This window comes from Streptomyces sp. NPDC059906 (assembly GCF_042730645.1).
Taxonomy (GTDB): Bacteria; Actinomycetota; Actinomycetes; order Streptomycetales; family Streptomycetaceae; genus Streptomyces; species Streptomyces rubrogriseus.
The window spans coordinates 221,202-244,132 of record NZ_JBHWKU010000008.1 but is presented as its reverse complement, the minus strand read 5'-3'; the positions used below and the strand labels follow the sequence as shown (position 1 = coordinate 244,132).

18 protein-coding genes and 1 pseudogene are annotated in these 22,931 nt (G+C 69.8%); 6 read left to right on the top strand and 13 right to left on the bottom strand.

All coding sequences use genetic code 11. The features are described from left to right. Window positions 1-23 precede the first annotated feature (23 nt). Window positions 24-917, bottom strand: a pseudogene (locus ACFV9J_RS15810) (alpha/beta fold hydrolase); the annotation flags it as partial. Window positions 918-1,026: 109 nt separating this feature from the next. Here ACFV9J_RS15810 and ACFV9J_RS15805 point away from each other — a divergent pair. Then, on the top strand, window positions 1,027-1,446 hold the full coding sequence (locus ACFV9J_RS15805) for a winged helix-turn-helix transcriptional regulator (protein WP_385354461.1): 420 nt from the start codon (window positions 1,027-1,029) through the stop codon (window positions 1,444-1,446). A gap of 83 nt (window positions 1,447-1,529) precedes the next feature. Here ACFV9J_RS15805 and ACFV9J_RS15800 read toward each other — a convergent pair whose 3' ends face one another. Continuing rightward, window positions 1,530-3,338 carry an SMI1/KNR4 family protein gene (locus tag ACFV9J_RS15800; protein ID WP_385354459.1) on the bottom strand — a complete coding sequence of 603 codons (1,809 nt, stop codon included), beginning with the start codon at window positions 3,336-3,338 and terminating at the stop codon, window positions 1,530-1,532. 263 nt (window positions 3,339-3,601) lie between these two features. On the opposite strand from ACFV9J_RS15800, the gene ACFV9J_RS15795 reads away from it, so the two are divergent. Both ACFV9J_RS15795 and ACFV9J_RS15790 read left to right on the top strand, forming a co-directional pair. Continuing rightward, window positions 3,602-4,711 carry a hypothetical protein gene (locus tag ACFV9J_RS15795; protein WP_385354457.1) on the top strand — a complete coding sequence of 370 codons (1,110 nt, stop codon included), beginning with the start codon at window positions 3,602-3,604 and terminating at the stop codon, window positions 4,709-4,711. After that, window positions 4,696-5,925, top strand: a complete 1,230-nt coding sequence (locus ACFV9J_RS15790; protein WP_385354455.1) for a hypothetical protein — start codon at window positions 4,696-4,698, stop codon at window positions 5,923-5,925. Before ACFV9J_RS15795 ends, ACFV9J_RS15790 begins: the two co-directional genes overlap by 16 nt. A 21-nt stretch (window positions 5,926-5,946) precedes the next feature. On the opposite strand, the gene ACFV9J_RS15785 is transcribed toward ACFV9J_RS15790, so the two are convergent. The 5 genes from ACFV9J_RS15785 to ACFV9J_RS15765 form a co-directional block, all read right to left on the bottom strand. After that, complete coding sequence (locus ACFV9J_RS15785) at window positions 5,947-7,446, bottom strand: FAD-dependent oxidoreductase (protein ID WP_385354453.1); 1,500 nt, start codon at window positions 7,444-7,446, stop codon at window positions 5,947-5,949. Further along, entirely contained in the window at window positions 7,436-8,638 is a 1,203-nt protein-coding gene (locus ACFV9J_RS15780; RefSeq protein WP_385354451.1) for an MAB_1171c family putative transporter, read from the bottom strand. The genes ACFV9J_RS15785 and ACFV9J_RS15780 overlap by 11 nt, the downstream gene beginning before the upstream one ends. Beyond that, window positions 8,635-9,246, bottom strand: a complete 612-nt coding sequence (locus ACFV9J_RS15775) for a toxin (RefSeq protein ID WP_385354449.1) — start codon at window positions 9,244-9,246, stop codon at window positions 8,635-8,637. The genes ACFV9J_RS15780 and ACFV9J_RS15775 overlap by 4 nt, the downstream gene beginning before the upstream one ends. Beyond that, on the bottom strand, window positions 9,243-9,851 hold the full coding sequence (locus tag ACFV9J_RS15770) for a hypothetical protein (protein ID WP_385354447.1): 609 nt from the start codon (window positions 9,849-9,851) through the stop codon (window positions 9,243-9,245). Before ACFV9J_RS15770 ends, ACFV9J_RS15775 begins: the two co-directional genes overlap by 4 nt. A 183-nt stretch (window positions 9,852-10,034) precedes the next feature. Next, a complete protein-coding gene (locus tag ACFV9J_RS15765; RefSeq protein WP_385354445.1) occupies window positions 10,035-10,865 on the bottom strand; it encodes an SDR family NAD(P)-dependent oxidoreductase in 831 nt (276 codons plus the stop codon). Window positions 10,866-10,996: 131 nt separating this feature from the next. On the opposite strand from ACFV9J_RS15765, the gene ACFV9J_RS15760 reads away from it, so the two are divergent. From ACFV9J_RS15760 to ACFV9J_RS15750, 3 genes are all read left to right on the top strand, one after another. Continuing rightward, entirely contained in the window at window positions 10,997-11,428 is a 432-nt protein-coding gene (locus ACFV9J_RS15760; RefSeq protein WP_385354443.1) for a MarR family winged helix-turn-helix transcriptional regulator, read from the top strand. Window positions 11,429-11,660: 232 nt separating this feature from the next. Next, the gene (locus ACFV9J_RS15755; RefSeq protein WP_385354441.1) at window positions 11,661-12,947 is read left to right on the top strand and encodes a PQQ-binding-like beta-propeller repeat protein; all 1,287 of its coding nucleotides are present in this window, start codon (window positions 11,661-11,663) and stop codon (window positions 12,945-12,947) included. 272 nt (window positions 12,948-13,219) lie between these two features. Further along, complete coding sequence (locus ACFV9J_RS15750) at window positions 13,220-14,845, top strand: class I SAM-dependent DNA methyltransferase (protein ID WP_385354439.1); 1,626 nt, start codon at window positions 13,220-13,222, stop codon at window positions 14,843-14,845. Between the two features lie 7 nt (window positions 14,846-14,852). On the opposite strand, the gene ACFV9J_RS15745 is transcribed toward ACFV9J_RS15750, so the two are convergent. The 6 genes from ACFV9J_RS15745 to ACFV9J_RS15720 form a co-directional block, all read right to left on the bottom strand. Next, window positions 14,853-16,988 (bottom strand): UvrD-helicase domain-containing protein, encoded by a 2,136-nt coding sequence (locus ACFV9J_RS15745; RefSeq protein ID WP_385354437.1) that lies wholly within the window; start codon window positions 16,986-16,988, stop codon window positions 14,853-14,855. A gap of 83 nt (window positions 16,989-17,071) precedes the next feature. Next, a complete protein-coding gene (locus tag ACFV9J_RS15740; RefSeq protein ID WP_385354435.1) occupies window positions 17,072-18,289 on the bottom strand; it encodes an McrC family protein in 1,218 nt (405 codons plus the stop codon). Between the two features lie 38 nt (window positions 18,290-18,327). Beyond that, a complete protein-coding gene (locus tag ACFV9J_RS15735; protein ID WP_385354433.1) occupies window positions 18,328-20,145 on the bottom strand; it encodes a DUF4357 domain-containing protein in 1,818 nt (605 codons plus the stop codon). Between the two features lie 31 nt (window positions 20,146-20,176). After that, window positions 20,177-21,133 carry a hypothetical protein gene (locus tag ACFV9J_RS15730; protein ID WP_385354431.1) on the bottom strand — a complete coding sequence of 319 codons (957 nt, stop codon included), beginning with the start codon at window positions 21,131-21,133 and terminating at the stop codon, window positions 20,177-20,179. Next, window positions 21,130-21,930, bottom strand: coding sequence for a protein phosphatase 2C domain-containing protein (locus ACFV9J_RS15725; protein ID WP_385354429.1), 801 nt, complete (start codon window positions 21,928-21,930; stop codon window positions 21,130-21,132). The genes ACFV9J_RS15730 and ACFV9J_RS15725 overlap by 4 nt, the downstream gene beginning before the upstream one ends. Window positions 21,931-22,244: 314 nt before the next feature. Further along, a complete protein-coding gene (locus ACFV9J_RS15720) occupies window positions 22,245-22,910 on the bottom strand; it encodes a VWA domain-containing protein (RefSeq protein WP_309316761.1) in 666 nt (221 codons plus the stop codon). Window positions 22,911-22,931: the final 21 nt, after the last annotated feature.

The following is a 22,931-nucleotide window of genomic DNA, read 5'->3' as shown; positions in this document are numbered from 1 at the left end:
GCCGGCCCGGAAATCATCGGTGCTCCCGATGGAGTACCCCTGACGGCGAGGAACGGTTCGAGCAGGCGGAGCAGCGCTTCGGGGCGGTGCAGCGGGATGATGTGCCCGCAGTCCTCGATCACGTGGCCGACCAGGTGATCGGTGACCGGCCGCAGTTGCCGTTCGAGGGCCCGGCCCACGGGACGGGCGCCGACGGCCATGGTGGGGACGGTCAACCGCCCGCCGGCGACGGCCTCCGCGATCTGCTCGCCGCTCGTGGGCAGCGCCCGGTAGTACGAGAAGGCGCAGCGCAGGGCATCGGTCCCGGTGTACGCCCGCACGAAGGCGTCCCGGACGGCGGGATCGACGCCCTCCCCGAGGGAACCGGCGTCCAGGAACCAGTCGACGTACTGGGCCTCGTGCCCGGTCAGCACCGTCTCCGCGAGACCGGGCACCGCATGGAAGCCGAACCACCAGGGTGCCCCCCGCGCGAGGAACTCCTCGGCCCCCGGCAGCCCGCCCAGCAGTGACTCCATGACGACGAGCCGCCTGACGAGATCGGGCCGGCGCATGGCGAGAAGGAACGCGGGCGGGGTTCCGGCATCGATGCCGACGACGTCCGCCGAGCGGACCCCGAGGGCCTCCAGCAGCCCTTCGGCATCGCACGCGAGTGTGCCGGCGTCGTATCCGTCCGCCGCACGCGTGCTCGCCCCCGCGCCACGCATGTCCGGCGCGATGACCCGGTGGTGTTCGGCGAGGGGGCCCATGACACGGGTCCACAGCCGCCACGTGTGCGGGAAGCCGTGCAGCAGCAGCACGGCGGGGCCCTCGCCCTGGAGGGCCACGTCGAGTTCGACGCCGTTGACCGCGACGCGCCGGAGTTCGACGCCTGGAGGGCGGTGATCGGAGGAGTGGGACGAGGCGACGGGCGTGAGCACGAGGATCCCTGGGGTCGGCCGAAGCAGTTACCAATAGTGACAACCAAACGATAGGAAACTAGGCTGGGCGATCCAAGACCGCACTTCTGCCACAGGTGGTGAGCTCCGGGTGACCTCCTCGACGTCCCGCCCTCCGCACGTCCCTCGCGGAGACCTGTTCGACCCGCAGTGCCCCACCCGCCGCCTCCTCGACCGGATCGGCACCAAGTGGACGTCCATGGCCGTCAAGGTGCTGGCGGAGGCATCCCCGGAGGAGGTGCGGTTCGCGGAACTGCAGCGCAGGATGACCGGCATCTCGCAGAAGATGCTGTCGGTGACCCTTCAGGGCCTCACCCGCGACGGCCTGGTCGGCCGCCGAGTGGAGCCGACGGTCCCGCCGCGCGTGTACTACCGGCTCACCCCACTCGGCCTGACCCTGGAAGAGCCGCTGGCCGCACTCCGCGAGTGGGCCGAGGCACACATGTCCGAGGTGGACCGGGCCCGCCAGCGAAGCGAGGAGCGGGGCGAGGAGCGAGGCGCGGCCGACTGAGGCCCCCTCCCGCAGACGCTACCCACGTTCTTCGGGGGCAGGGCCCGGACGGAGGCCCGGGATGCCGACTCCAGTTGGAACGATCACCGAACTGCCAGATCCTCGGCCAGTTCTCTGCGCCAGTCGTCGCTGAGCCGGTGGTGCACGATCGTTGCCGCAGAAACAGGCAACGGCAACTGGAGGAAGCGACGCAGCGCGTCCGCCGCATTGGCGCGAAGGTGCCAGGCCTGAGTGTCGTCACGGGTAGCGGCGAATTCGGGCGCGTCACGGCCTCGTCGCGAGGTCGGCTCCAGTACGGGCCGGGCGGCCGAGGCCTCTGCCAGGAGTGTGCGCATGCGCAGGTCCAGTGCGCCGTCCTCGACGAACTCCGGGGTCTCGCCGAGGTCGACGGCGTCCAGGGTCCCCGTCACCTCGGGGAAGGTGTCAAGCCCGGTCTCGGCTGCCAGTCTGCGCAGTTGTCTCGCCATCGCCCTACGCAACCGGGGTGCGGGTGTCCGCTCGACCAGGGCGCCCAGATCGAAGCGGCGTATGTATGTGGGGGGACGGCACGACCACTCGGGGATGTCCTCCAGCACAGGTAGGACCAGGGCGCTGGAAAGTGACTCGCCGAGTGCGTGCTCGAGGGCGTCAAGGTCGAAGTCGATGTCGAAACCGCTCCGCAGGCAGGCGACCAAGTCCACGTACGCGGCGGCCGATCCCGGCCAAGGGTCGACGCCGATCGACTGGACGTGCGTGCCGTCCGGCAGCCGTATGCGGTCCTTCCGCGGCGACGAGACAAGGCGGTCCTGGGCACCCTGGGCGTACGGGACCCCATCGGCGTACACCGTAAGGCGTACTTCCGGGCCCTGCTTGGTGAGGGCCACGATCCGGGTGTCCCGGGCCAGTCTGCGCAGAACCTCCGGGCGGGTCAGCTGCTTGGCTCCGGCGCCCTGCATCAGGAAGCCCCAGTCCCCGCACCGGCCCGCCCGCACCAACGGCCGGGAAGCCGCCCAGAGGCTCGCCGCCGACCGCTCGGCCTGCGCGTGACTCCGCCCGCGGACGGTCTCCCGCCGCGGCACCCCCGCACGCACCAGCAGTTCCTCCGCGGTCACGCCCTCGGCGAAGACCAGGTCCGGCTGGCGGGGCTCCGGTTCCCGAGGCTCTGCCATGGTGAGCGTGGCGTACATGCCGTCCTTCGGCGGCTCCGGCTGCGGACGCACGGGTTCGGGTTCCGGTTCGGGTGTCCGCGCGGCAAGGCCTAGCAGCGAAACGGGGTCCGCCTTGACGGTGGGCGTGGCTTCCTCCCAGACCAGCGCTCCGTCGAAGGCCAGCGGAACCCGTCCCGCGACGGGCAGCCGCCGTTCCAGAGCGTCGGCGAACGCAGCCAGCGCCGCACGCAGTGATCCCCAGTCGGTGAACGAGGCGGCGTCCTCGTTGAAGTAGCGTCCGATGCGTCCGTAGTCGTCGCCCGCGCGGCAGGTCAGAAACAGACCGTCCTGGGCGTCCCAGACGACGCCGTGGGTGATCAGCAGCCACTCGCGACGCCAGTACGCGTTGAGCTCGTGGTCGTCCTCGTCGTCGTACAGATCCTCGACGTCCTCGCCGACGGACCGCAGGAACAGGGCGTTCGTCACGATGTCCGCCACGCCGGCGAACGGTCCGTTCAGCGCGAACACCGGTGCCCCCTCGCTCAGCTCGACACCGTCGTGGCAGCGGAGCGACGCCACCAGCTCGGGATGGAACGCCATACCGAGCCGCTGCTCGGCTTCCGCTATGGCTCCAAAAGAAGCGGGCGGCCGCAGCAGTGCCCGGCTCACCGGGGCGTGTTCCGAGAGCCAGGCATCGATGTGCGCCCACGAGTCTTCTACCGTCGGAGACGGAGGCGGGACGGCTGCGGAAGAGATCGACGTCATGCGATCACCATAGGAGCCACCACTGACATCACCATTGCCATGGCCGTGTTGGGCGGGTAGTGCTGTGAGGAAGCGAGGCACCTGACGTCGAGGCCCCGGTTGTGACCGGAGTATCACCAGGGGTGACGCCCGTGCGGCAGACTGCTGTACGTGACGGGTGAACCGGTGCGTGACAAGGGATCAGGTGGGCTTCGAGCGGCCCGGTCGACACGGGCGTCATCGGCCGCCGGAGACGGGATGCGACGTGTTGCTGGGGGACGGGCATGACGACGACCGCTTCACCGGACGGGACTCCTGAGCCGCGCCCCGACGACGACGGCGCCCCGGCCGAGCCCACGGGGCAGCGCGCGGACGCGGACGGGGACACGCCCCCGCCGCCCGCCGACCCCGCGCCACCCGCACCGCAGCCGCCCGGCAACGGGGGACGCCGCCCCGAAGAGAGCTTTGAGGCGCTCGTCTCCGACGTGCTCGGGGTGGACCCGGACGCCTCCCGGCGCAGGAAGCTCCGCTGGCTGTTCGTGAAGGCGGCCATCGGTCTCCTGGGCGTCCTGGGCGCGGTGTTGGTGGCGTACCTCATGATCAAGCCGAGCACGATCAGGGAGAACGACACCAACACCGGTATCGACGCGGCCAAGACCCCGTTCACGGTGTCGGTGCGGCCGGAGGAGGGCGAGCCCCCCACGTGGGCGATGGTCCTCGACCGGAAGCTGACCGCCGACGAGACGCGGAAACTGACGACCGGCGACCCCACTTCGGCCTTCTCCTACCTGAGGGAGCTGGGCGGCCGACCGCTCGTGTACGCGTCCGTGATGGAACACGCCCCCGAGCGGTACGAGCGGAACACCAGGGACGGCGGTCTGGAACTCACCGACGCGTTCAAGATGACCGTGCTGAGCACCCGGTCCTCCGCCGTGGTCATCGACGGCTGGAAGACCACCGACCTCACGTGCCACAAGAGCACCACGCAGACCGTCGTCGCCCTGCCGCCCCAGGGCGGAGCCACCTATCAGGGCATCCGGCTCCACCTTCCGCCGCGCGCCGACGAGCCCGTGCTCACCGACGACGCCGAGGGGCAGGGCGAGTCCTACTTCGGCACCCACTACATCGAGATCGGAGGCGGCCAGCCCTCGGGCGGCCTCAGGGTCGAGGCGATCGCGCCACGGGGACAGGCGTGTGAGTGGGGCATCAAGGTCCACTACAACGACTCCTACCAGAAGGGCGGGTGGCTCCAGCTGAAGGACGCCAAGGGCGAGCCGCTGCGCATCCGCACCGAGTCCGTCCCGGCGGACGTCCAGCAGAAGTGGGTCTTCGGTTCCGTCGCCTGGACGCCGTGCCACAAGAATCCCGAGGGGTCGTTGTGCGATCTGGTCTGACCGTCAAGGCCGCGATCCCCCTCGCCCTGGCTGCCCTGTGCGTCCAGGGGTGCAGCGCGCAGCCGGCCGAGGACAAGCCGACCTCCACCTCCTCGGCGTCCGCGGCGCCCTTCCTCGGCAACCGGGACTACGTCCTCCCGGACAGTCCTTTCACCCGCGACGACACGGTCGTCACGGCCACCTGCGGGATGGGTGCCCGCTTCGCCGCGGTCACCGTACGGGCCTGGGACCCCGAGACGTGGCGACCGCGCGCGGAACGGACGTTCCCCATCCCCGGCGACGCCGCGTTCACGAACTACGCGGGGGCGAAGGCGGTCAACAGCCCCCTCGTGGACCTCTGCGGTATGAACCCGGACAACCCGTCCCCCTACAAGGTCGCCACCCTGGAGTACATGGCTCCCCGGGTCCGCGCACTCTTCGACCTGGCCTTCACGCGCATGGCCGTGGTCCTGCGCGATCCCGTCAACAAGGCGGACTCCCACGCCGGTTACGTGGTGAGCGGCGCCGACCTCGGCGACGTCGTGCGGTTGGGCGGAGCGGCAGGCGCCGACGAACAGAACGCGGTGATGTCGCCGGACGGGCGCAGCGTGTGGTTCACGTACACGGCGGAGGGCGGCGGGCAGAGGATCGGTTCCCGGCCCGCCGAGGGCTCCCATCACCTGTCCGACCAGGGCCCCGCCGCCGGACACGACCTGCCCCTGACAGTACTGGGCAAGCCCCCACGCGCCGTCCAGGCGGACACGGTCCACCTCGCGCCGGGCGGCCGGCGGCTCACCGCCAAGGCGCCGAAGGTCTTCGGGAACGTCTTCGACACCTGGAACTCCTCAGGACCGCTCACCTCTCGCTCGGCGCACCGGGCCACCCTGCTCAGCGGCTGTGTGGGCGTCGTCGGCTGGACCGGCGACGACCGGGTGCTGTGCCGCACCTCGACCGGTGCCTTCCAGATCATGGACGCGCGTACCGGCCGGGCCACGGGCGCCCCGATCAGCACGGTCGGCCCGCAGGACGGGACCGTCGCGGAGGGGATGCTGGTGTCGCCGGACGGGAAGCGGTTCCTCGTCGCCGTCCACGAGCCCAACGCCCGGCGGAGCGACGACGACTACTCGTACCAGAAGCCCGACTTCAGGGTGGTGCCGACCACCGGCAGCGGGGCGACGACCAGAGTGGTCAACGACCTCCTCGACACGTACACGGTGTTCCTGAGCTGGTCGTAGCGGAAGTACAGAACTGCGGCACTACGGCACAGTGGTCTTTCGCTCCGCATCGGTGAGGGGCGGCCCTTGCAGGTGCGGCCTTCTGGGGCCGATGAGCATGGGGATGAGCATGTCCGGCGAGAACAGCCGGGTCGCGGGTCGCTCCAGGCTCATGACATCCAGCAGGGCAGCCATGGCGCGCGGATTGCGGGCGCCGGTCTCCACGGCTTTGTCGACGAAGCGCGCGAGGAGGCGTTCGATGCCGTTGGGCGGGGTGTCGGTGGCTCCCGGATACAGGGCGTCCTGGCCGACGGCCAAGTCCCAGGCGGCGGCCACCGGTCGTGCGGCGGCGCGCTGAAGGCGCCGTGCGAGGCCAGGCCGGCCCAGCCCCGGCCGGCCCAGCCCCGGCCGTCCCAGCCCCGTCGCGTCGAGCGTGTCGCGGACGGCGAGGGCGCACTGGGCGGCGACGGTCAACCCGTGGCCGTAGACGGGGTTGTAGCCGGCGATGGCGTCGCCGAGCACGAGGAAGCCGTCCGGCCAGTGTTTGACCTGCTCGTAGTAGCGACGGCGGTTGGCCGTGGCCCGGGTGGTGACGATGTCCCCGAGTGGCTCGAGGCCCTTGAGGAGTTCGCCGATGACGGGGTCGTCGAGGTTGAGTGCGAAGTCGACGAAGGCGCCGGGATCGTCGGTGGGTTCACCGCCGCGGGTGCCGGCCAGCGTGACGATCCAGCGGTTCCCCTCGATGGGCAGGACGATGCCTCCCCGCCCGGGCGCCTTGGCCGGGTTGGCCTGCACGTTCACGAGGGGGAAGTCGATGTTCCGGGCCGCCTCGGGGGCCCGGTAGAGCCGGGTGGCGTAGGCGACGCCGGCGTTGACCTCGCGCTCCGTGATGCTCGGCGCGCCCAGCTTGGTGAGCCATTGCGGCGCGCGGGACCCTCGGCCCGAGGCATCGACGACCAGGTCCGCGCGCAGGGTGCGTTCCCCGGCCATGGCGTCGGCGTCGGCATCGGCATCGGCATCGGCGTCGGCGCCTGCGTCGGCTTCGGCCGCTGCTCCCGCGCGTATGCGGACGCCGGTGACCGCTGTGGCGTCGCCTTCGAGGCTCAGCGCGGTGGTCTCCTGGCGGAGGGTGATGCGTTCGTCGGCCAGGACGCGGTGTCGCAGGACGGAGTCGAGGAGGTCGCGGGAGCAGACCAGGTTGCGGTGATGGGTGGAGGTGAAACGGCGGAACCACACTTCGTTGGGGGCCCGGGAGACCATGTCGCCCATGATGTGCACCAGGCGACCGCCGTGGGCGACGATTTCACCGGTGAGACCCGGGAGGAGGTCGTCGAACGCCTTGACTCCTCCGCTCCACACCAGGTGTGCGTGCCGGGCCTGGGGAACGCCCCTGCGCGGTTCGGGCCCGTCGGGGAGGCGGTCGCGTTCGACGACGGTGACGTCGGCGAAGTCCGCGAGGGCCGCCGCGGCGAGCAGACCGGTGGCACTGGCGCCGATGACCACTGCGGTGGGCCGGGGGGTGACGGTTCCTTCAGCAGCCATGGTGATGCGCGCTTTCTGTGCTGGTCATGCGTCGGCGGACGTCTTGGAGAATGCGGGGCCGGTGCAGGGCGGACGCGATGCCTTCGATGTGGCCGCCCACCACGACCGCGCCTCCCTGCGGCCCCTGATGGTGGGCGACGGAAGGTCCGCCCTGCTGGTAGGTGCTGATGGCGGCACTGATCGTGACGGCTCCGGCGACACCGTCCGCGTCGGCGTCCGGGACGCCGTACCCGGTCCGTGCGGCTTCGCGGGCCCGCTGGTAGAGGACCGGGTCGACGTAGGGGCCGAGCATGCGCAGCGCGTCGTGGATGCGCTGCCGGCGTTGCAACAGCCGCAGGTCGAGTGGGGTCCACGGTCCGAAGCGCGCTTCGGCTGCCGCTGGGGTGAGGCTGCTCAGCGCGTGCCACAGCGGAGCGAGCCGACGGTACTCGCGCCGGTCCCGGATCCACTTCTGCAGGAAGGGCCCGGCCTGGGGGACGATGAAGCCGAGCGCGACCAGGGCGGCCTCCAGCAGCGCGAACGGGGGCGCGGCCTGAGTGCTCAGCACGTCCCAGTCATGTCCCGACCAGCGGGCGCCGATCGCGGCCGTCTTCGCGACATCGAAGACGAGCCCTGACGCGAAGCCCAGTTGCAGGAACACCACTCCGCCCTTCAGCCAGCGGTCGGCCACTTCGGGGAACCACTTCCACAGCATGGAGACCGCCACGAGGGACGACACCGTGTGGGCGGCGATGTAGAGGAGGATGTGCTCGCGCATCCAGGGGGTGCCGGCGTAGTAGGTGTCCAGGTCGTAGACGCGTGCCGTGGGGACGTCGGCCAGGATGAACGTCAGCCACAGGACGGCGACGATCCCCGCGTAGATCCAGTAGATGCGGCGGATCCTGCGCCGCCGTCTCACCGACGGTGCCTCCCGCCAGCGCATGATCATGGTCAGGCCGGTGGCGCAGAAGGCGGTCAGGAAGGAGTAGGCCCAGGGGGAGGCGATGTTCGGCACGCCCGTGAGGACGTTGAGCCGTTCTATGTTGACCGGGGTGATCACGACCAGCACGGCGGTGGCCCAGATCAGCAGGAGAGTGGTCGCCCTGACGTCCGGGTCGCGCGAAGCCCGCAGGAACGTGGGGAGCTTGAGCACGAGGGCCAGCGCCAGCAGGGCGGCGGGCAGGATGTAGGGGATGTGGAAGGACGGGCTCATGACAGCAGGTGCCCGCCGCGGTTGCTCAGGGACAGATTGATGCGGCCTTCCACGGTGTCCGCGCTGACCGGGCCCTGCGCGTAGCGGCCCTTCACCCAGGTGCGGACCTCCCGTCCGAAGAGCAGCCCGAACGTCTCGGCGTCCGCCTCGTGGTCGTCACGCGACTCGGCTCGGGCCGCGACGGCAAGGAGCGCGTCCGGGGGCACCTCGTGCGCCGCGAGGATCTGTTCGACGGCCCGCTCGATCACTTCCCCGGCCTGCTCGGTGGGCAGCGCACGGGCGGCGGTCGGCATCCCCGCCACGTGGTGTCCGCAGTCCCCCTGCTCCTCGTGCCACAGCTCATGGCCCAGAATGACCAACTGCGCCTCGGGCACCGTGTGTTCCTCCACCACGATGATGGAGTGGTCCCCGCAGTCCAGGCGCATGCCGGAGACGGGAATGTCCGGCGGGAACCCCCGGAACACGAGGCGGATCGGCCGACCGGTGCGTGCGCTCATGGCCTCGCAGAAGGCCGCCATGACCTCCTGGGGCTCGGCCGGCCGCCGAACGGCCCCTGCCGTGTGCCGGCCCAGGACGGAGAGTAAGGACTTCATCGCCTTGGTGCTCACCGCTCGTGACCTCCGTCCGGGGGTACGACGGACCGCAGGACGCCTTCGAGGAGGCGTTCCAACTGCTCGCGGGTCAGGGAGCCGTTGGCGCGCAGGTCGGCGGACCTCACGCCGTACCGATCCATCAGGGCGAGTACGGGATCGTTCTCGGGCCGTTCCAGTCCGTGCAGGACGGGGAGCAGGACGCGGTTGAGCGCGTCGGCGGCCGACGCGGTGAAGAACGCCTCTCCCTCCTCGACCCCGAAGTACTCGACGAGCCCGTGCAGAAGCTCGACGCTGGGCACCTTCTTGCCGTCGCAGACCTGCCGGGCCCAGTACCCGGAGACACCGAGCCGCTCGGAGATGTCCGAGGCCAGGTCGGACATGCGTTTGCCGGTCGCGGCCATCTCGGCTTCGGCGAGCGCGGCGATCCGCGTCCGGACCCGGTCGTTGACGGAGTCGTCCGGTGGCACACCGCCCTGGAGCAGGCTGCGGACGGTGGACACCGGCAGTGCCGCCCGGACGGCGAGCTCCGCCGCGTCCAGCGGCTTCGAACGGCCTTCCCTCTCCTGGACGACCCGGTCGAGACGCAGCAGGGTCTCGGAGAGGGGAGAGGGTGATGCCACCGTTGCACTCCCGGTTCGGGGGCTGACGCCTGGTGTCGCTGACGGGACCCTATGTGAGGAACACGCCGAGAGGCAACGGTCGTTGAGTCCGGATCACCGATCCTTGTCCGGAACGACCGCGCGGCGGCGCCTTCGCCACCTGAAACCACGAGCGCCGTCACTCGTGCGACCCGGTCACTGTCGTCACTGCCCCGGCGCGGCGGCGGGATCGCGGTCGCTGACGTCGCGGAACCCCAGTCGGCGGTTTAGGGCGCCCGTGACACGCGTGACCGTGGTGCGAGGCAGCACCCGCGACGCCCAGACCCCGATGCGCTGGGAGCCACGCCCGGGGAAGGAGACGGCCCGGCCCCGGGCGAAGTCGTCGAGCGTCCTGGCGGCCACGTCGGCGGGGGCATCCGTGAACCTGGGGTTCATGGACGCGGTCGTCCCGTCGAAGAACCCCGTTGCGGTGGCTCCCGGGTGGGCCGCCATCACGCGTACGCCGGTGCCGCGGACCTCCTCGGCGACCGCCTCGGTGAAGGAGAGCACGAACGCCTTGGTGGCGGCGTAGCTCGCCTGGTACGGCAGGGGCTGGAAGGCGGCGGTGGAGGCGATGTTGACGATGCCGCCGCGGCCGCGTTCGACCATGCGGGCGCCCAGGAGGTGGACCAGTCCGACCAGGGCGGTGACGTTCACGTCGACGGACTGGAGGTTGGGCGCGAGGGGCCGGCCGAGGAAGGGACCCACGGCCCCCATCCCGGCGTTGTTGACCAGGAGATCCACGTCCAGGGCGAGTCCGTCGACGGCATCGAGGACCCGCTGCGGCGACGGCCGGTCGGACAGGTCCGCGGCGATCACGTCGACGCGGACGGAATGCGTGGCCCGGATGTCGTCGGCGAGGGCGTTCAGCGCGTCGGCCGAGCGGGCGACGAGCACCAAGTGCGCGCCGCGGGCGGCGAGTTCGCGTGCGTAGGCCTCGCCCAGCCCCTTGGACGCGCCGGTGACCAGGGCGGTGGTGTTCGTGTAGTCGTGCATGGGTGAGCGCTTTCTGTGCGGCTGGATGCGGGCATGGAGCGGCCCGCGGAGAGATGATTCGAGCCTCGAAGCAATTGACTCCAACATACATACACTTCGAGTCTCGAAGTAAGTGGGCGTACGATGAGTCCATGACGCGAAGCACCCTCGAGGCGGCGGTGGCGGCGAACCACGAGCTCTTCATGCAGACCGGCGACCGGATCGAGGCCGTCCTGGCGGAGCACGGCCTGACCCCCGCGACCGCTCAGGCACTGTGGGCCATCGACCCGGACCAGGCACCGCCCTCGATGAAGACACTGGCCGGCCGCCTGTACTGCAACGCGCCCAACCTCAGCTTCGTCATGAACCAGCTCACCGACCGCGGCCTGGTCGAACGCTCCGCAGACCCCGCCGACCGCCGCTCACGCGTCGTGGCTCTGACGGACGACGGGCGCCGCGTGCGGGCGGCGGTCATCGAGGCCACGCTGGCGCTGACGCCCTTCGCACGGCTGGGGGACGACGAGCTGCGCCAGCTGGTGGATCTCCTGGGAAAGGCCCTCGACCCGGCTGCGGAGGGGGCCTGAGGTCAGGCGGGGCGGCCGTCCGCGGCACCGTCGTGAGGCGCGTGAAGTGGGTCGGCGACGAGTTGTCTCGATTGCTTCACGGTGCTGTCGCGGTTGGGATCCGGCGGTGTGAGCGGCCCGGGAGCCCGGCTAACGTCCTGGTCGCAGAGGCACACGTCCGTATGTTCGGTAGGGCCTGGGCCTCCTTGTTCGGGTTCCTGCACTGACGCATCACATCACGGGGGTACGGCACATGGTCAGGCGAGACAGCACGTCGGACGACAGAACACCTGGGGCCTTCGGTGCCCCTTCCCGGCGGCGGGTACTGCGGTTGGCCGGCGGCGGTCTCGCGCTGGCGGCGCTGACCGCCGGTACGGTCGGCTGCGACGAGGACTCCGTGGACGTCGAGGAGCCGGGAAGCACCGGCGGTGACGAGCCGAACGGCGGCGGCAAGGGCTCCGGCGACGGTGGCGGCGCGAGCGCCGGTGCCGGCGAGAAGGGCCAGGCTCCAAAACCGCTGTGGACGAAGCCGACCTCGGCCGAGACCTACGGTGACAACGACGAACTGGTGGCCGCGGGCGGCGTCGTGATCGCCAGCGGCAGTCCGCTCGCCGCCCTCGACGCCGCGACCGGCGGGCAGAAGTGGTCCCTGCCGGGCGGTGCGGTCCCCGGCGCACCCCTGCTGCTCGGCGAAGACACCCTGTACCTGGCCAGCAGCGACTACGACGGCTCCGTCATCGGATACGCCCCGGCCTCCGGCAAGGAGACCTGGCGCAGCCGGCTGGGCAAGGAGTACCGGCAACCGCGCCCGATCGCGGTGGACGAGGAGCAGGTGTACGTCATCGCCGAGATCCTCGAGGAGGACGGCTCGTCCAAGACCAACGTCATCGCCGCCCTCAACAGCACCACGGGCAGGATCGCCTGGAAGGAACAGCGCGACGTCGGCACCGAGCAGAACGGCATCCACGCCGCCGTCCGGGGCCGCCACCTCGTCTACACAGACTTCAAGAAGAACCTCACCGTGCGCGACACCGCGAGCGGCGGGCAGGTGTGGACACACAAGACGACCAAGACGAACTACGGCTTCTTCACCGTCCACCAGGACCTGGTCATCGTCCCCCAAGGGAACGTGCTCCAGGCATTCAACCTGGCCGACGGCAAGGAGAAGTGGTCCCTGGACGCGTCGGACGGGGCCCTCTTCCGCGAACCGGCCGTCCTGGACGACGTCCTCTACATCGCCGACAGCGCCAGGACCATGTGGGCCGTAGACCCGCGGACCGGCAAACAGCTCTGGAAGTCCGAGGCCCTCGCGGACGCGGGACTCCAGGTGCCGCGCCAGTACGTCAAGGCGGGCGACACCCTCTACGGCGCCACGGACCTGGACAAGCAGGGCGGCATCATCGCCATCGACGCGAGGACCGGCGCGGTGCGCTGGACGTTCAACGACAAGACGGGCGACTACCACGCCTGGCTGGTGGCAACCGACGGCAAACACGTCTTCGCCCTGCATGGGAAGAAGCTGCACGCGCTGCCGGTGTGAGCAAGCCGGGCGGGAAACGGTGACAGACGCTGGGCCCCGCCCGCAACGGGCCGCCGTGCGCTGCGGGACGCATCGTCTCGATGCCCGAGTCTCGAAGTGAACGGGCTGGCATCCCCATCGTTCCGCTGCCTATGCAGTCCGGCACGTGCTTTACGAATGATCGACCCAACGATGCCGTTAGCGTAGTCAACGAAGGGGTTCATTGAACCGGAAGTAGGTGGTGTGTACCGTAACGGACTATGGTAGACACTCCCGCGGCCCCGGACGCCCCCATGGTCACCGGCTCCGAGATCGCTCGGCTCGCAGGCGTCACCCGTGCCGCGGTCTCCAATTGGAGACGCCGGTATGACGACTTCCCCGCACCCGCCGGTGGGAGTGCGAACAGCCCGCTCTTCGCTTTGGCCGATGTGCAGAAATGGCTGAGCAAGATGCGGAAGGGCCAGGATGTGTCCGAGGAGGTACAGCTCTGGCAGGCGTTGCGGGCGACTTACGGTGAGGACATGATCCGGGGGCTCGCGGCGGTCGCGCAGGTTCTCTCCGAAGGGAAGACGCCGGAATCCTCCGAGCTGCCGGCAGACGCCGTTCGTCTGGTGGATGCCCTTGCCGAGACAGGGCCGACCAGCGAAGTGGTGGAGGCTCTGGCTGAGCGCTTCACGGACTCCGTACGCAGAGCCGGGTCTGACCAGGTCACCTCGCCGCGCATCGTTCGGGCACTGCGCCACTTCGCGGCTGAAGTGGCATCTGACGCCACCGTTTTCGATCCCGCATGCGGAATCGGTTCTCTGCTGCTCGCCGTCGGTCCGGATCGCGGACCGCGACGGCGAGGCCAGGAGAGCGAGCTGCACAGTGCTCGGTTCGCCCAGTTGCGCGCGGATCTCGCGGGCCGTACCGACGTGGACATCGTCGCCGGGGACTCCTTGCGTGATGACAAATGGCCGAGTCTCAAAGCGGACCTCGTCGTCTGCGACCCTCCAGTGGGCGACGCCGACTGGGGGCGGGAGGACCTGCTTCTCGATTCCCGGTGGGAGCTCGGAACACCCTCGCGAGCCGAAGGCGAGCTCGCCTGGCTCCAGCACGCGTACGCGCACACCGCTGCGGGCGGTCAGGTCATCATGGTCATGCCTGCTTCGGTCGCCTACCGCAAGGCGGGCCGGCGCATCCGCGCCGAGCTGGTGCGCCGCGGCGTCCTCACCCAGGTCGTCTCCCTGCCGGCGGGCAGCGCGGCCTCGCACGCCCTCCCCGTGCACCTGTGGCACCTGCGCCGCCCTGCGACCGTGAGCGACGCCGCGACGAGCGTGCGCATGATCGACCTGACCGCCAACGACCCGGACGGAGAGCTGGAGCCGGCACTCGAGCAGATCGCCGAAGTTCCGCTCATCGATCTCCTCGACGACACGGTCGACCTCACGCCCGGGCGCCACGTGGAGGGATCGCACCGGGACTACGCGGCCGAGTACGCGGAGGTCCGGCAGGAGTTGAGCGAACAGGTGCGGATGCTGGCCCAGTCGCTACCGGAGCTGGTCTCCGGAGAGGGTTCCGGCGTCCTGGACGGTTCCTCGGTGAGCGTGTCCGACCTCGCGCGCGCGGGTCTGGTCGAGTACGAAGACCTGGAACCCGTGTCGACCAGCGATCAACTCGACACGGACTTCCTACAGGGTTTCCTGCGCAGCGCGTCCAACACCCGGCGTTCCACGAGCGCCAGCGGTACCTTCCGGCTGGATGGCAAGGGGGCCCGCATCCCACAGATGGACATCGCCGAGCAGCGCCGTTACGGAGATGCCTTCCGCGGGCTGCAGGCATTTCAGGAACTGGCGCGCCGAGTCGCCGAACTGAGCAGACAGGCATCCGAGCTGGCCCGCGACGGCATCGGCAACGGTGCGCTGCGACCGCCTGGGTGACGGCTCGTCACAAGTCCACCGGGATGAACGGGCTGCCCGCTCCGCTCCACGTGACGGCCAGAGCCTCGCGTGCCCGGGTGCAGGCAACGAACAAAAGGCAGCGTTCCCGCATCAGGTCGGAGTCGTGCTGCAAGGAGTCGACCGAGGCGGGTGTCACTTCGCGCGCGAACGGCACCGCACCCGCCGTCATACCCAGGACTGCGACACAACGGAATTCCAGCCCCTTCATGGCGTGCATCGTCGCGAGACGTACGCCGTCAACACCGGAGCCCTGACCGTCCTTGACCCGGACCACAGGTATCCCGGCCGCGGTCAACCGGTCGTATGCCTTGTCCAGCAGCACGTTGAACCGGGTGCACACGCCGATGTCGGACGGAGCGATGCCTTGAGCGATCCAGCCCCGGACCCGCTCCACCAGCGCCGCGACCTCCGCCTGCTCCGAGCCGTGCCCCGCCACCTGCGGCCGTCGGCCGTGCAGCAGCGAACGGTACCCGGCCAGAGTGTCACTGCCCTCACCTCCCAGGTCGTCGACGGACACCGGTGCCAGGATGCCGGTCGACCAGGTAAGGATTTCCTCCGTGCTGCGGTAGTTGATGCGTAGCCGGTGGGTGCGCCCCGCCACGGAGATGCCGAGCGAACCGAGTGAGACCCGGGAGTCGTAGATGCGCTGGTGCGGATCGCCGGTGAGGAACAGGTCGTCGCCGCCCGGCGCCACCGCGCCGCGCAGCACCCGCCACTGGGCCGGGTGCAGGTCCTGCGCCTCGTCGACCACGACGTGATCGTGCGTGGGCACGGAAGCGGCCAAGAGCTCTGCGGCCCTGGCGCACACCTTCAGATGCGTCGTCGCCCTCTGGTCGCGCAGCATCGACTCGAACAGCTCGACCGCAGGCCACAGCTGCCCCCTCCGGGCCGGACCCAAGGCGCTGCCGCGTCCCCGCCGAGAGACCGAGCGATAGGCGTCCAGTGTGCGCACGTCCTGAGCCAGCACCACGTGCCGGTACTCCTGCGCGAGGAACTGCTCCGTCCACGGCAGCCCCAGCTTCTTGACGACGCGCTGCCACAGCTGCCGCTCCTCCCGGTCACCGACGGGAGAGGGCACGCTGCCCTCGATACGGGCCACGACACCACGCGCGTACGCGTTGACCGTGGTCACCTCCACCCGGTTGAGCAGCGACCCTTCACCGTCCAGCAGCAGACCGAGGTTCTCGCGCAACGAGGCGGCCAGCGCGTTGGTGTACGTGGTGAGGAGAATCCGAGTGTCGGACGATCTGGTCAGGAGATGCTTGACCCGGTGCAGCGCAGCCACCGTCTTGCCCGTCCCCGGCCCGCCGGTCACCTGCACCGGGCCGCCATACGACACCCGGTAGGCGACCCGGCGCTGGGAGGGATGCAGGAACACCCGCCAGGCGGCGAACGGCTTCTCGAGGATCTCGGCGAGCTCCTCCGGTCCGCTGACGAGGGTGATCCGGCTCGCCGTGTTGGCGATGGCCGCAGCGAGCGTCTCGTCGGGATCGGGGCCGGCGGGCACGGGTCGGCGTACGGCGACAACGTCCCGGTAGACCTCCTCGGGAGGAAAGCCCTCGGCGAGGTACTGCAGCACCTCGAACTGGTCCTCCGGCAGCAGTGTGCCGAAGGCCTCCAGCTGCGCCTTGTCGACGACGGTGCGCACGGCCCGCAGCACCTGGTCGTCGACACCCAGCTCGCGCAGCACCGTGTCCGAGTACGCGGCGAACAGCAGGGAGGGAGCGGTGGCGGCCGCCTTCTCGAGCTGCGGCGTCAACTGCTCGATCGCCCGTACGTTGCGCACCTCGAGGGCCCGGGTGGCGGAGTTGGTTGTGTACAGCCGCTTGGCGGCCCAGGTGTAGGCGTCGTCGTGCCGGACCACGTTGACCAGGAGGAACACGTCACTGCCGTCGTCCGGGGCCAGCACGACACCCCGCCAGAAATCGTTGATGCGGATGGTCCGCATACGACGGTCGGCTGCCTTCTCCACCGATTCGAGATGCAGCCCTTTGTCCTGCTGCAGCTCCGGTACGGTCAGCTGCTGGAACTTTTGCATCGCCTTGCGCACGCCGTTCCTGACCGGTTTCTCGAGAGCGTCGTAGCTCTCCCAGAAACTGTTGGCGAACGCAAGCTGTGGCACGGTGCCCACTCCCCACCCCGGACTGACCCTGAGCAGTCGATCATACGGGTGGCCGACCGCCGTTCCACGGGGGTGCGGCAGCCTCAGACGCTGTACATCCGCCGTGTCACCCGGCCGATGTCGGCCAACAGACCGGCAGGGTCCTGGTCCAGGTCGAGAGCGTGCTGGTGGACCAGGATGCCGGCGTGCCGCACTTGATGGGACACGTGCGGGGCGTTGCCCTTCGCGTAGACCAGGTGTCCTTCTCGCAGGCCCAGAGCGGTGCAGTAGGCGAGCATCTGATACAGGTCGGCGTCCGGATAGCCGCCCCGTTTCTCAGCCTTGTACTTGGCGTCCACGACCGCGCACGGGATGCCGTCGGCGCCGTACAGCACGAAGTCCGGTCGCATACGGATCGCCGATGCCTCGTCCAGATGATGCGAGTCCTGCAGCCGGGACGTGCGGCCCCCGCCACGTACCGCCTCACGCAGCGCGACGGTCACGAAGTCCTCGAAGAGCTGGTTCATGTCGAACAGGAACCCGTCGATACGCAGACCGCCGGGCGAGTGATCGGCCGATGCTCCGCGCAGACAGACCTCGGCGAGGCGCAGCGCATGGGGGTATCGGGAGTTGAGCCGGGTCGGCCGCCATCCTGGCAGCTCCTGCCCCCGCACGACCGGCGTCACATCGGCGAGCCGCGCCCGCTGACGCAGCAGCCTGCGCCGCACATCACGCGGAACACCTGGCAGGCGCAACAGCCGCTCGACGGCTGTGCGGAGCACGCGGTTCTCCGCGATGTCGGTGGTGAACTCGTCGTAGGCCACCTCCACCGGCAGCGTCGCCCCGAACCGCCGCCGGATCTGCTCGGCCTCCCTGATCCGTCCCCGGACGATCAGTGAACTCTCTTCCACGCACCGGTACCCCTGCAGCAGCCCCTGACGCAGCGCGCGGTCGATCTGCCGCTCGACGGCATGGGCGAGGGCGGGCATCAGCCCGTCGTACTCACTCACACCCACCTCCCCGTCGCGCCAGCCGCCAGTGGGATCGAGGCTGTAACCAAGGAGGAAGAAGAGCCGGGCGATGGGCACTTTGGGAGCCACCCGCACTGTGAACGGCTCCCGCGCACCCGGCACTGAGACCGCCACCGCCCCGACCTTGGAGCCGGCCCGCAGCGACCAGCGACCGGACACGTACGGGTCGGGCGCCGCGTCGACGACATCTCCCGCCGCCAGCGCCCGCCCTACCCCGTCCGGCAGCGCCAGTCCGTTGACCGCCTCGTATTCGGTGAGGTCGACGCCGGACAGGAGGTCTGCCGCTGCCATCCCCTCCGCCCTGCCGTCTCCGGCGGACGTGAACGTCGTCATCTCAGCGTCTCGCGCAGAGCGGCAACCCCGTACCGGGCCTCGACGTCCATACCCTCCCCGTAGTGGTGTTCCTCCAGCAGCGGCAGGATCTTCGTCCGCCAGGTCCGCTCGAGTCCGCCCTCCCGGAAGACGCCCTTCTTCATCAGGTAGGAGGGCCCGACACGGAAGTCGGCATCGTCGATACGGGAGTTGAGCGCGTCGAGTAGATCAGCCGGTTCACGATCCCTGCCATCCCGCTCCAGCCAGCGCCGCAGCAGCCCTCTCGTCGGCTCGGTGCGCGGCGACAACTCCACGAACGCGAACCGCCGCCGCATGGCGGAGTCGACGAGGGCGATCGACCGGTCCGCGGTATTCATGGTGCCGATGACGAACAGGTTGGGCGGCAGCGCGAAGTCGTCACCGGAGTAAGTGAGACGCACCGACTTGTTCCGGTACTCCAGCAGGAAGTACAGCTCACCGAAGACCTTCGCGAGGTTGGCGCGGTTGATCTCGTCGATGACCAGGAAGTGCGGGACGTGCCGGTTGCCCTCCCGGGAAGCGAGGTCCGCGAGCTCGCGCAGCGGGCCCGCGGTGAGCCGGAAGTCGACCTTCCGGGTCTCCACGTCCTCCTTCGGCCGAAACCCCTCGAAGAAGTCCTCGTAGGCGTACGAAGGATGGAACTGAACCAGCTTGACCTGCTCGGGTCCACCGCCCAGGAACTCGGCGAGCTTCAGGGCCAGGTAGGTCTTGCCGGTGCCCGGAGGGCCGTAGAAGACCAGTTGGCGCTCGTCGGCGAGCAGGTCACGCACCTCGCGCAGCCATGCCGTGTCGTGCACGAGCAACTCGGCGGCCAGATCGTCCGTGGGCTCGGGCAACTCCGGGTCGCGGCGGGCGACGATGGCCGGCACCTCCGTGGTCGGGTCGCGATCCGCCGCCCCGGCCTCCTCGACCAGCTCCGCGTCGCTCCGCCCCAGCCCGTCGATGAGGGGAAGCACGCCGGTGAGGTCGACGACATCGTGCTGCACGGACAGCTTCTGCTGCAAGGCCTCCGGCAGCTGGTCGTAGGGCACGCCGTCGCTCCGCCACGTAGCTCTGCGGCGCAGGCTGGTGAGCCCGCCCTCGGAGTCGACCCGTTCCGCGCCGCCGTCGACGAGACCGACGTGGAGCAGTCCCCCCGAGATGGTGCAGACGGTGTCTCCGGGGCGCATCTGCGCGAGGAAGTAGTACAGCTCGTCGACCATCGCCTGCTTCTGGCTGTAGGAGGTCGTGGCGTCGTACCCCTCCTGGACGTACCGGCGCAGCGCGCTCTTGGTGGGATCGCTCTCGTCGATCAACGGCAGGTGCGTCGCCGGAAGGGTCACCAGCCCGTCCGACAGCCACAGGCGCTTCACCAGGTTCCGTCCCGCCACGTTGGACCCACGCACCAGCCAGGCCTTGCGGGGCTGGCGCCACGAGTGCCCGAGGTAGTTGACGAGCGGGAAATCCTCCTCCGTGCGCCACTCGGTCAGGGCGTCCGAGCCGCGTCCCGCCACGATCGACGCGGCGGCGGAGGGCGAGTTGCACTCGATGTCCCGTGAGGTCTCCAGGTAGCCCGGCCAGCGCTCCGACTCCCGGATGGCGCCCTCCTCGACCAGCGCCTCCCGCTGCGCCGTCGCGTAGGGCCCGGTACCCGGCAGCGTCTCCGGCCGTACTGGTGAATCGGCCAGCACCAGGAACTGCGGACTGCCGTTCATCCCCTTCGACGGCAGCACCCGTCCCCGCGCGTACGGTCCGCCGTTGGGCAGCCGGAGCCGGAACTCCGGGTACCGCGCCTGCTCCTCATTCGTCGTCGTCATCGTTTCCCCAACAGGAATTCCAGGTGCAACACTATGCGGGACCGGAGCCTCGCAACCTGATGGGCGTCCGGTCTCGTGCGCCGTCCAGCACCGTCGGATCAATGGCAGGCCGGGGCCGGGGCGTGACCGCAGTAAGTGTGATGACGCCGCGGTCACTCAACGCCGTCTGCCACTCGCCCGGCTTGGGCCGGGTCCCGCGCTCACCGGCGGCCTGCGCGAACAGTCGTCGCACCGCCTCACCCTGACGGTCGTCGAGACAACCAGGGACGAGTTCCAGGGCCTGCCCCGGCGCGACGTACGGTTCTTGGGCGACTATGCGCCCCGCCACGAGCGCCGTCTTGTACGCGTCCGTGTCGACCGTCGCATCGGTGGAGGACGCGAGAGGATCGTTCCAGTCGGGGGTACCGGCCTGGGCCTGGACGGCTCCGCGCCCCACGCGGCGGAACCCGTCACAGTCCAGGAAATACACGACGGGCTCCGGGGAGAGCGACCACAGCACGTTCGCCTGTGAGATGTCGCCTATGACGAGTCCGGCGTCGTGGAACCAGCCGATGGCCTCGACACAGGCGAGAGCCAGGGCCCTGCGCTGCCGGGGAGTCGGCTGTGCGACCTCCTGCCAAGCCGCCTTCGGTGCCCTGATCACATATTGCAGTTCGAGGAGTTTGGACGCTCCGGCCGAGGTGCGCCACATCATGGTGGACGGGGCACTCCTCATGAGGAAGCCGAGCGTCCGGCCGCCCTCGACCACACGGCACAGCGGCCAGGCGGCGAGAGCATCCAGTCGGCTTCGGCCCTTCTGGTCCAGACCCTGCCGAAGACCGACCAGGTCGGTCAGGGCACCACCGTCGACCGAGCACGGATTCTTGTACTCCTTGAACAGCAGTGGCCCGCCGGCCACCGCGTGCACGTCCCCCTGACCGCCACTCCCGATCTTTTCCCCCAGCACGAGGGAGGAACGTGCGACGTCGGTCCCGTCCTCCGCGCTCACGCCTCCGCCTCCCACACGCAGATGACCGTCCGGTCGTCGTCATAGGACTTGGCCCTCGTCTGCGCCTGCCACAGGAAGTCGGACAGTGACGGCACTTCGGGACCGCCCCATGCGTGCGCGAGGTGCTGGGCGAACTCGGGATTCTGCTGGGTGAGCGGATTGGTGATGCCGTCGGTCCCCAGGAGGAGGACCTCGCCGGGCACGGCAGGCAGGAGGTGCGCCTTGACGGTGCCGTAGGCGTGAGGGAGGGCCTCGGTGCGCGTGTCCAGGAGCGTGCCCTCACTGACCGGTTCGCCCTTCTCCCACCTACCCTCACGCAGCACGAAGAGCCCGCCGTCACCCACGCTGAACACCACGCGCTCGCGGATACGGGGGTCGGTGGGCACCAGGAGGACGTGCAGGGTGGTGGCGTACTCCTGGCCGAAGCGCAGCGCACCGACGGCGTGCCCGACCGCCTTGTTCGCGATCCCGCGGAGCTCGACCTCGTCCCGAGCCGTCAACGCCGCATGGATGTGTTCCGCTACCCGGTCCAGCTCGACGGCTGCCTGACGGGCGAACTGGTGGGACCCGAGGTGTGAGTACTTCGCCGAACCCACTCCGTCGGCGACGGCCAGGAGGAGGAACTCCGCCTCCGGAGGGCCGACGCGCGTCACCACCATGGCGTCCTGGCGGCACGTGCCCTCCCAGTTGTGGGAGTCACCTCGCACGGACGCGGCCCGCACGGTCAGTCGCCCGATCCGGGCGCCGTCCAGGAGCACTGCCGGGGTGAAGGCCGCGAAACCGTCCCCGTCCCGCACTGTGGGGCACTGCAAAGGGTGGGGCGGATAGCTGGGCGGCCGCTGACCGACATGGGCAGGCGCTCCGCGCAAGGGCGTGTCCTCAGGCTCCGCGGCCGACTGGGACAGCACGGTATGTTCCGGAACTGGAGACGCGAACGGCTTCGCTCCGGCGAGCGGTTCCGTGCGCGCTGCTGTTTCCCGAGTGTCGTGTACGTAAATGCCGTCGGGGATGCTCGCGAGGTGTTCGTCGAGACTGTCGGTGTCGACTCGCCCGCCGAGATACCCCGGATCGTGCCATGCCCCGTGGGCTTCACCGGGCTGCACCGGGCCGCTCACAGCTTGTCCAGGGAGAGGCTGGTGAAGCCGGGCACCTGCTCGTCGACCTGGAGCTGGAAACCGTCCCCGCCTTGGGCGGACATACTGGTGGCCGAGCTGACGATGGACCGGGTGAGACTCGACGCGAACTCCCGCAGTGCGACAGCCGGTGAGATGGAGTCGTTCTGCTGGAGGAACGCCTTGAAGTTGGCCACCTCGGTGATGGTCGCGGCGTCGGCGTCACTGATACCGAACGCGATGATCTTCGGGGCGTAGCGGAACGCGTTGAGCTCCTTGAGCTCCGTGCGCCAGCCCTCGTCCGTAGGGATGCCGTCGGAGAGGAAGAACACCACGGGCCGGTACACGTCGTGCCCATCCGCCTTGAGCGCGGCGACGTCCTTCTCGATGGTGTCCTTCAACAGCCGGAAGGCCGCCCCGAAGGACGTCACTCCACCCGCCGACAGGGACGGCAGCTGCGTCAGTTCGCTCAGGTCGGCGAGCGGCTGCAGTACGGACGCCTGGGTGGAGAAACCGATGAGTGCGAAGCGGGTCTTGTCCGCGACGCTGGGGTTGGTGCTGATCTCCTGGTGCAGGTCGGGCAGGGCCGCGTTGATGGCGTCCACGCCACCACCGGCCATGGACCCGGACTCGTCGCACACCATGTAGAAGGGGAGCAGTTGCACGGTTTCATTCTCCTGAGTGCG

Excerpts from the sequence above, each read along its gene's own strand:
- ACFV9J_RS15800 (WP_385354459.1), bottom strand. The coding sequence starts at position 3,338 with ATGACGTCGATCTCTTCCGCAGCCGTCCCGCCTCCGTCTCCGACGGTA.
- ACFV9J_RS15795 (WP_385354457.1), top strand. The coding sequence starts at position 3,602 with ATGACGACGACCGCTTCACCGGACGGGACTCCTGAGCCGCGCCCCGAC.
- ACFV9J_RS15785 (WP_385354453.1), bottom strand. The coding sequence starts at position 7,446 with ATGGCTGCTGAAGGAACCGTCACCCCCCGGCCCACCGCAGTGGTCATC.
- ACFV9J_RS15780 (WP_385354451.1), bottom strand. The coding sequence starts at position 8,638 with ATGAGCCCGTCCTTCCACATCCCCTACATCCTGCCCGCCGCCCTGCTG.
- ACFV9J_RS15765 (WP_385354445.1), bottom strand. The coding sequence starts at position 10,865 with ATGCACGACTACACGAACACCACCGCCCTGGTCACCGGCGCGTCCAAG.
- ACFV9J_RS15760 (WP_385354443.1), top strand. The coding sequence starts at position 10,997 with ATGACGCGAAGCACCCTCGAGGCGGCGGTGGCGGCGAACCACGAGCTC.
- ACFV9J_RS15755 (WP_385354441.1), top strand. The coding sequence starts at position 11,661 with ATGGTCAGGCGAGACAGCACGTCGGACGACAGAACACCTGGGGCCTTC.
- ACFV9J_RS15750 (WP_385354439.1), top strand. The coding sequence starts at position 13,220 with ATGGTCACCGGCTCCGAGATCGCTCGGCTCGCAGGCGTCACCCGTGCC.
- ACFV9J_RS15740 (WP_385354435.1), bottom strand. The coding sequence starts at position 18,289 with ATGGCAGCGGCAGACCTCCTGTCCGGCGTCGACCTCACCGAATACGAG.
- ACFV9J_RS15735 (WP_385354433.1), bottom strand. The coding sequence starts at position 20,145 with ATGACGACGACGAATGAGGAGCAGGCGCGGTACCCGGAGTTCCGGCTC.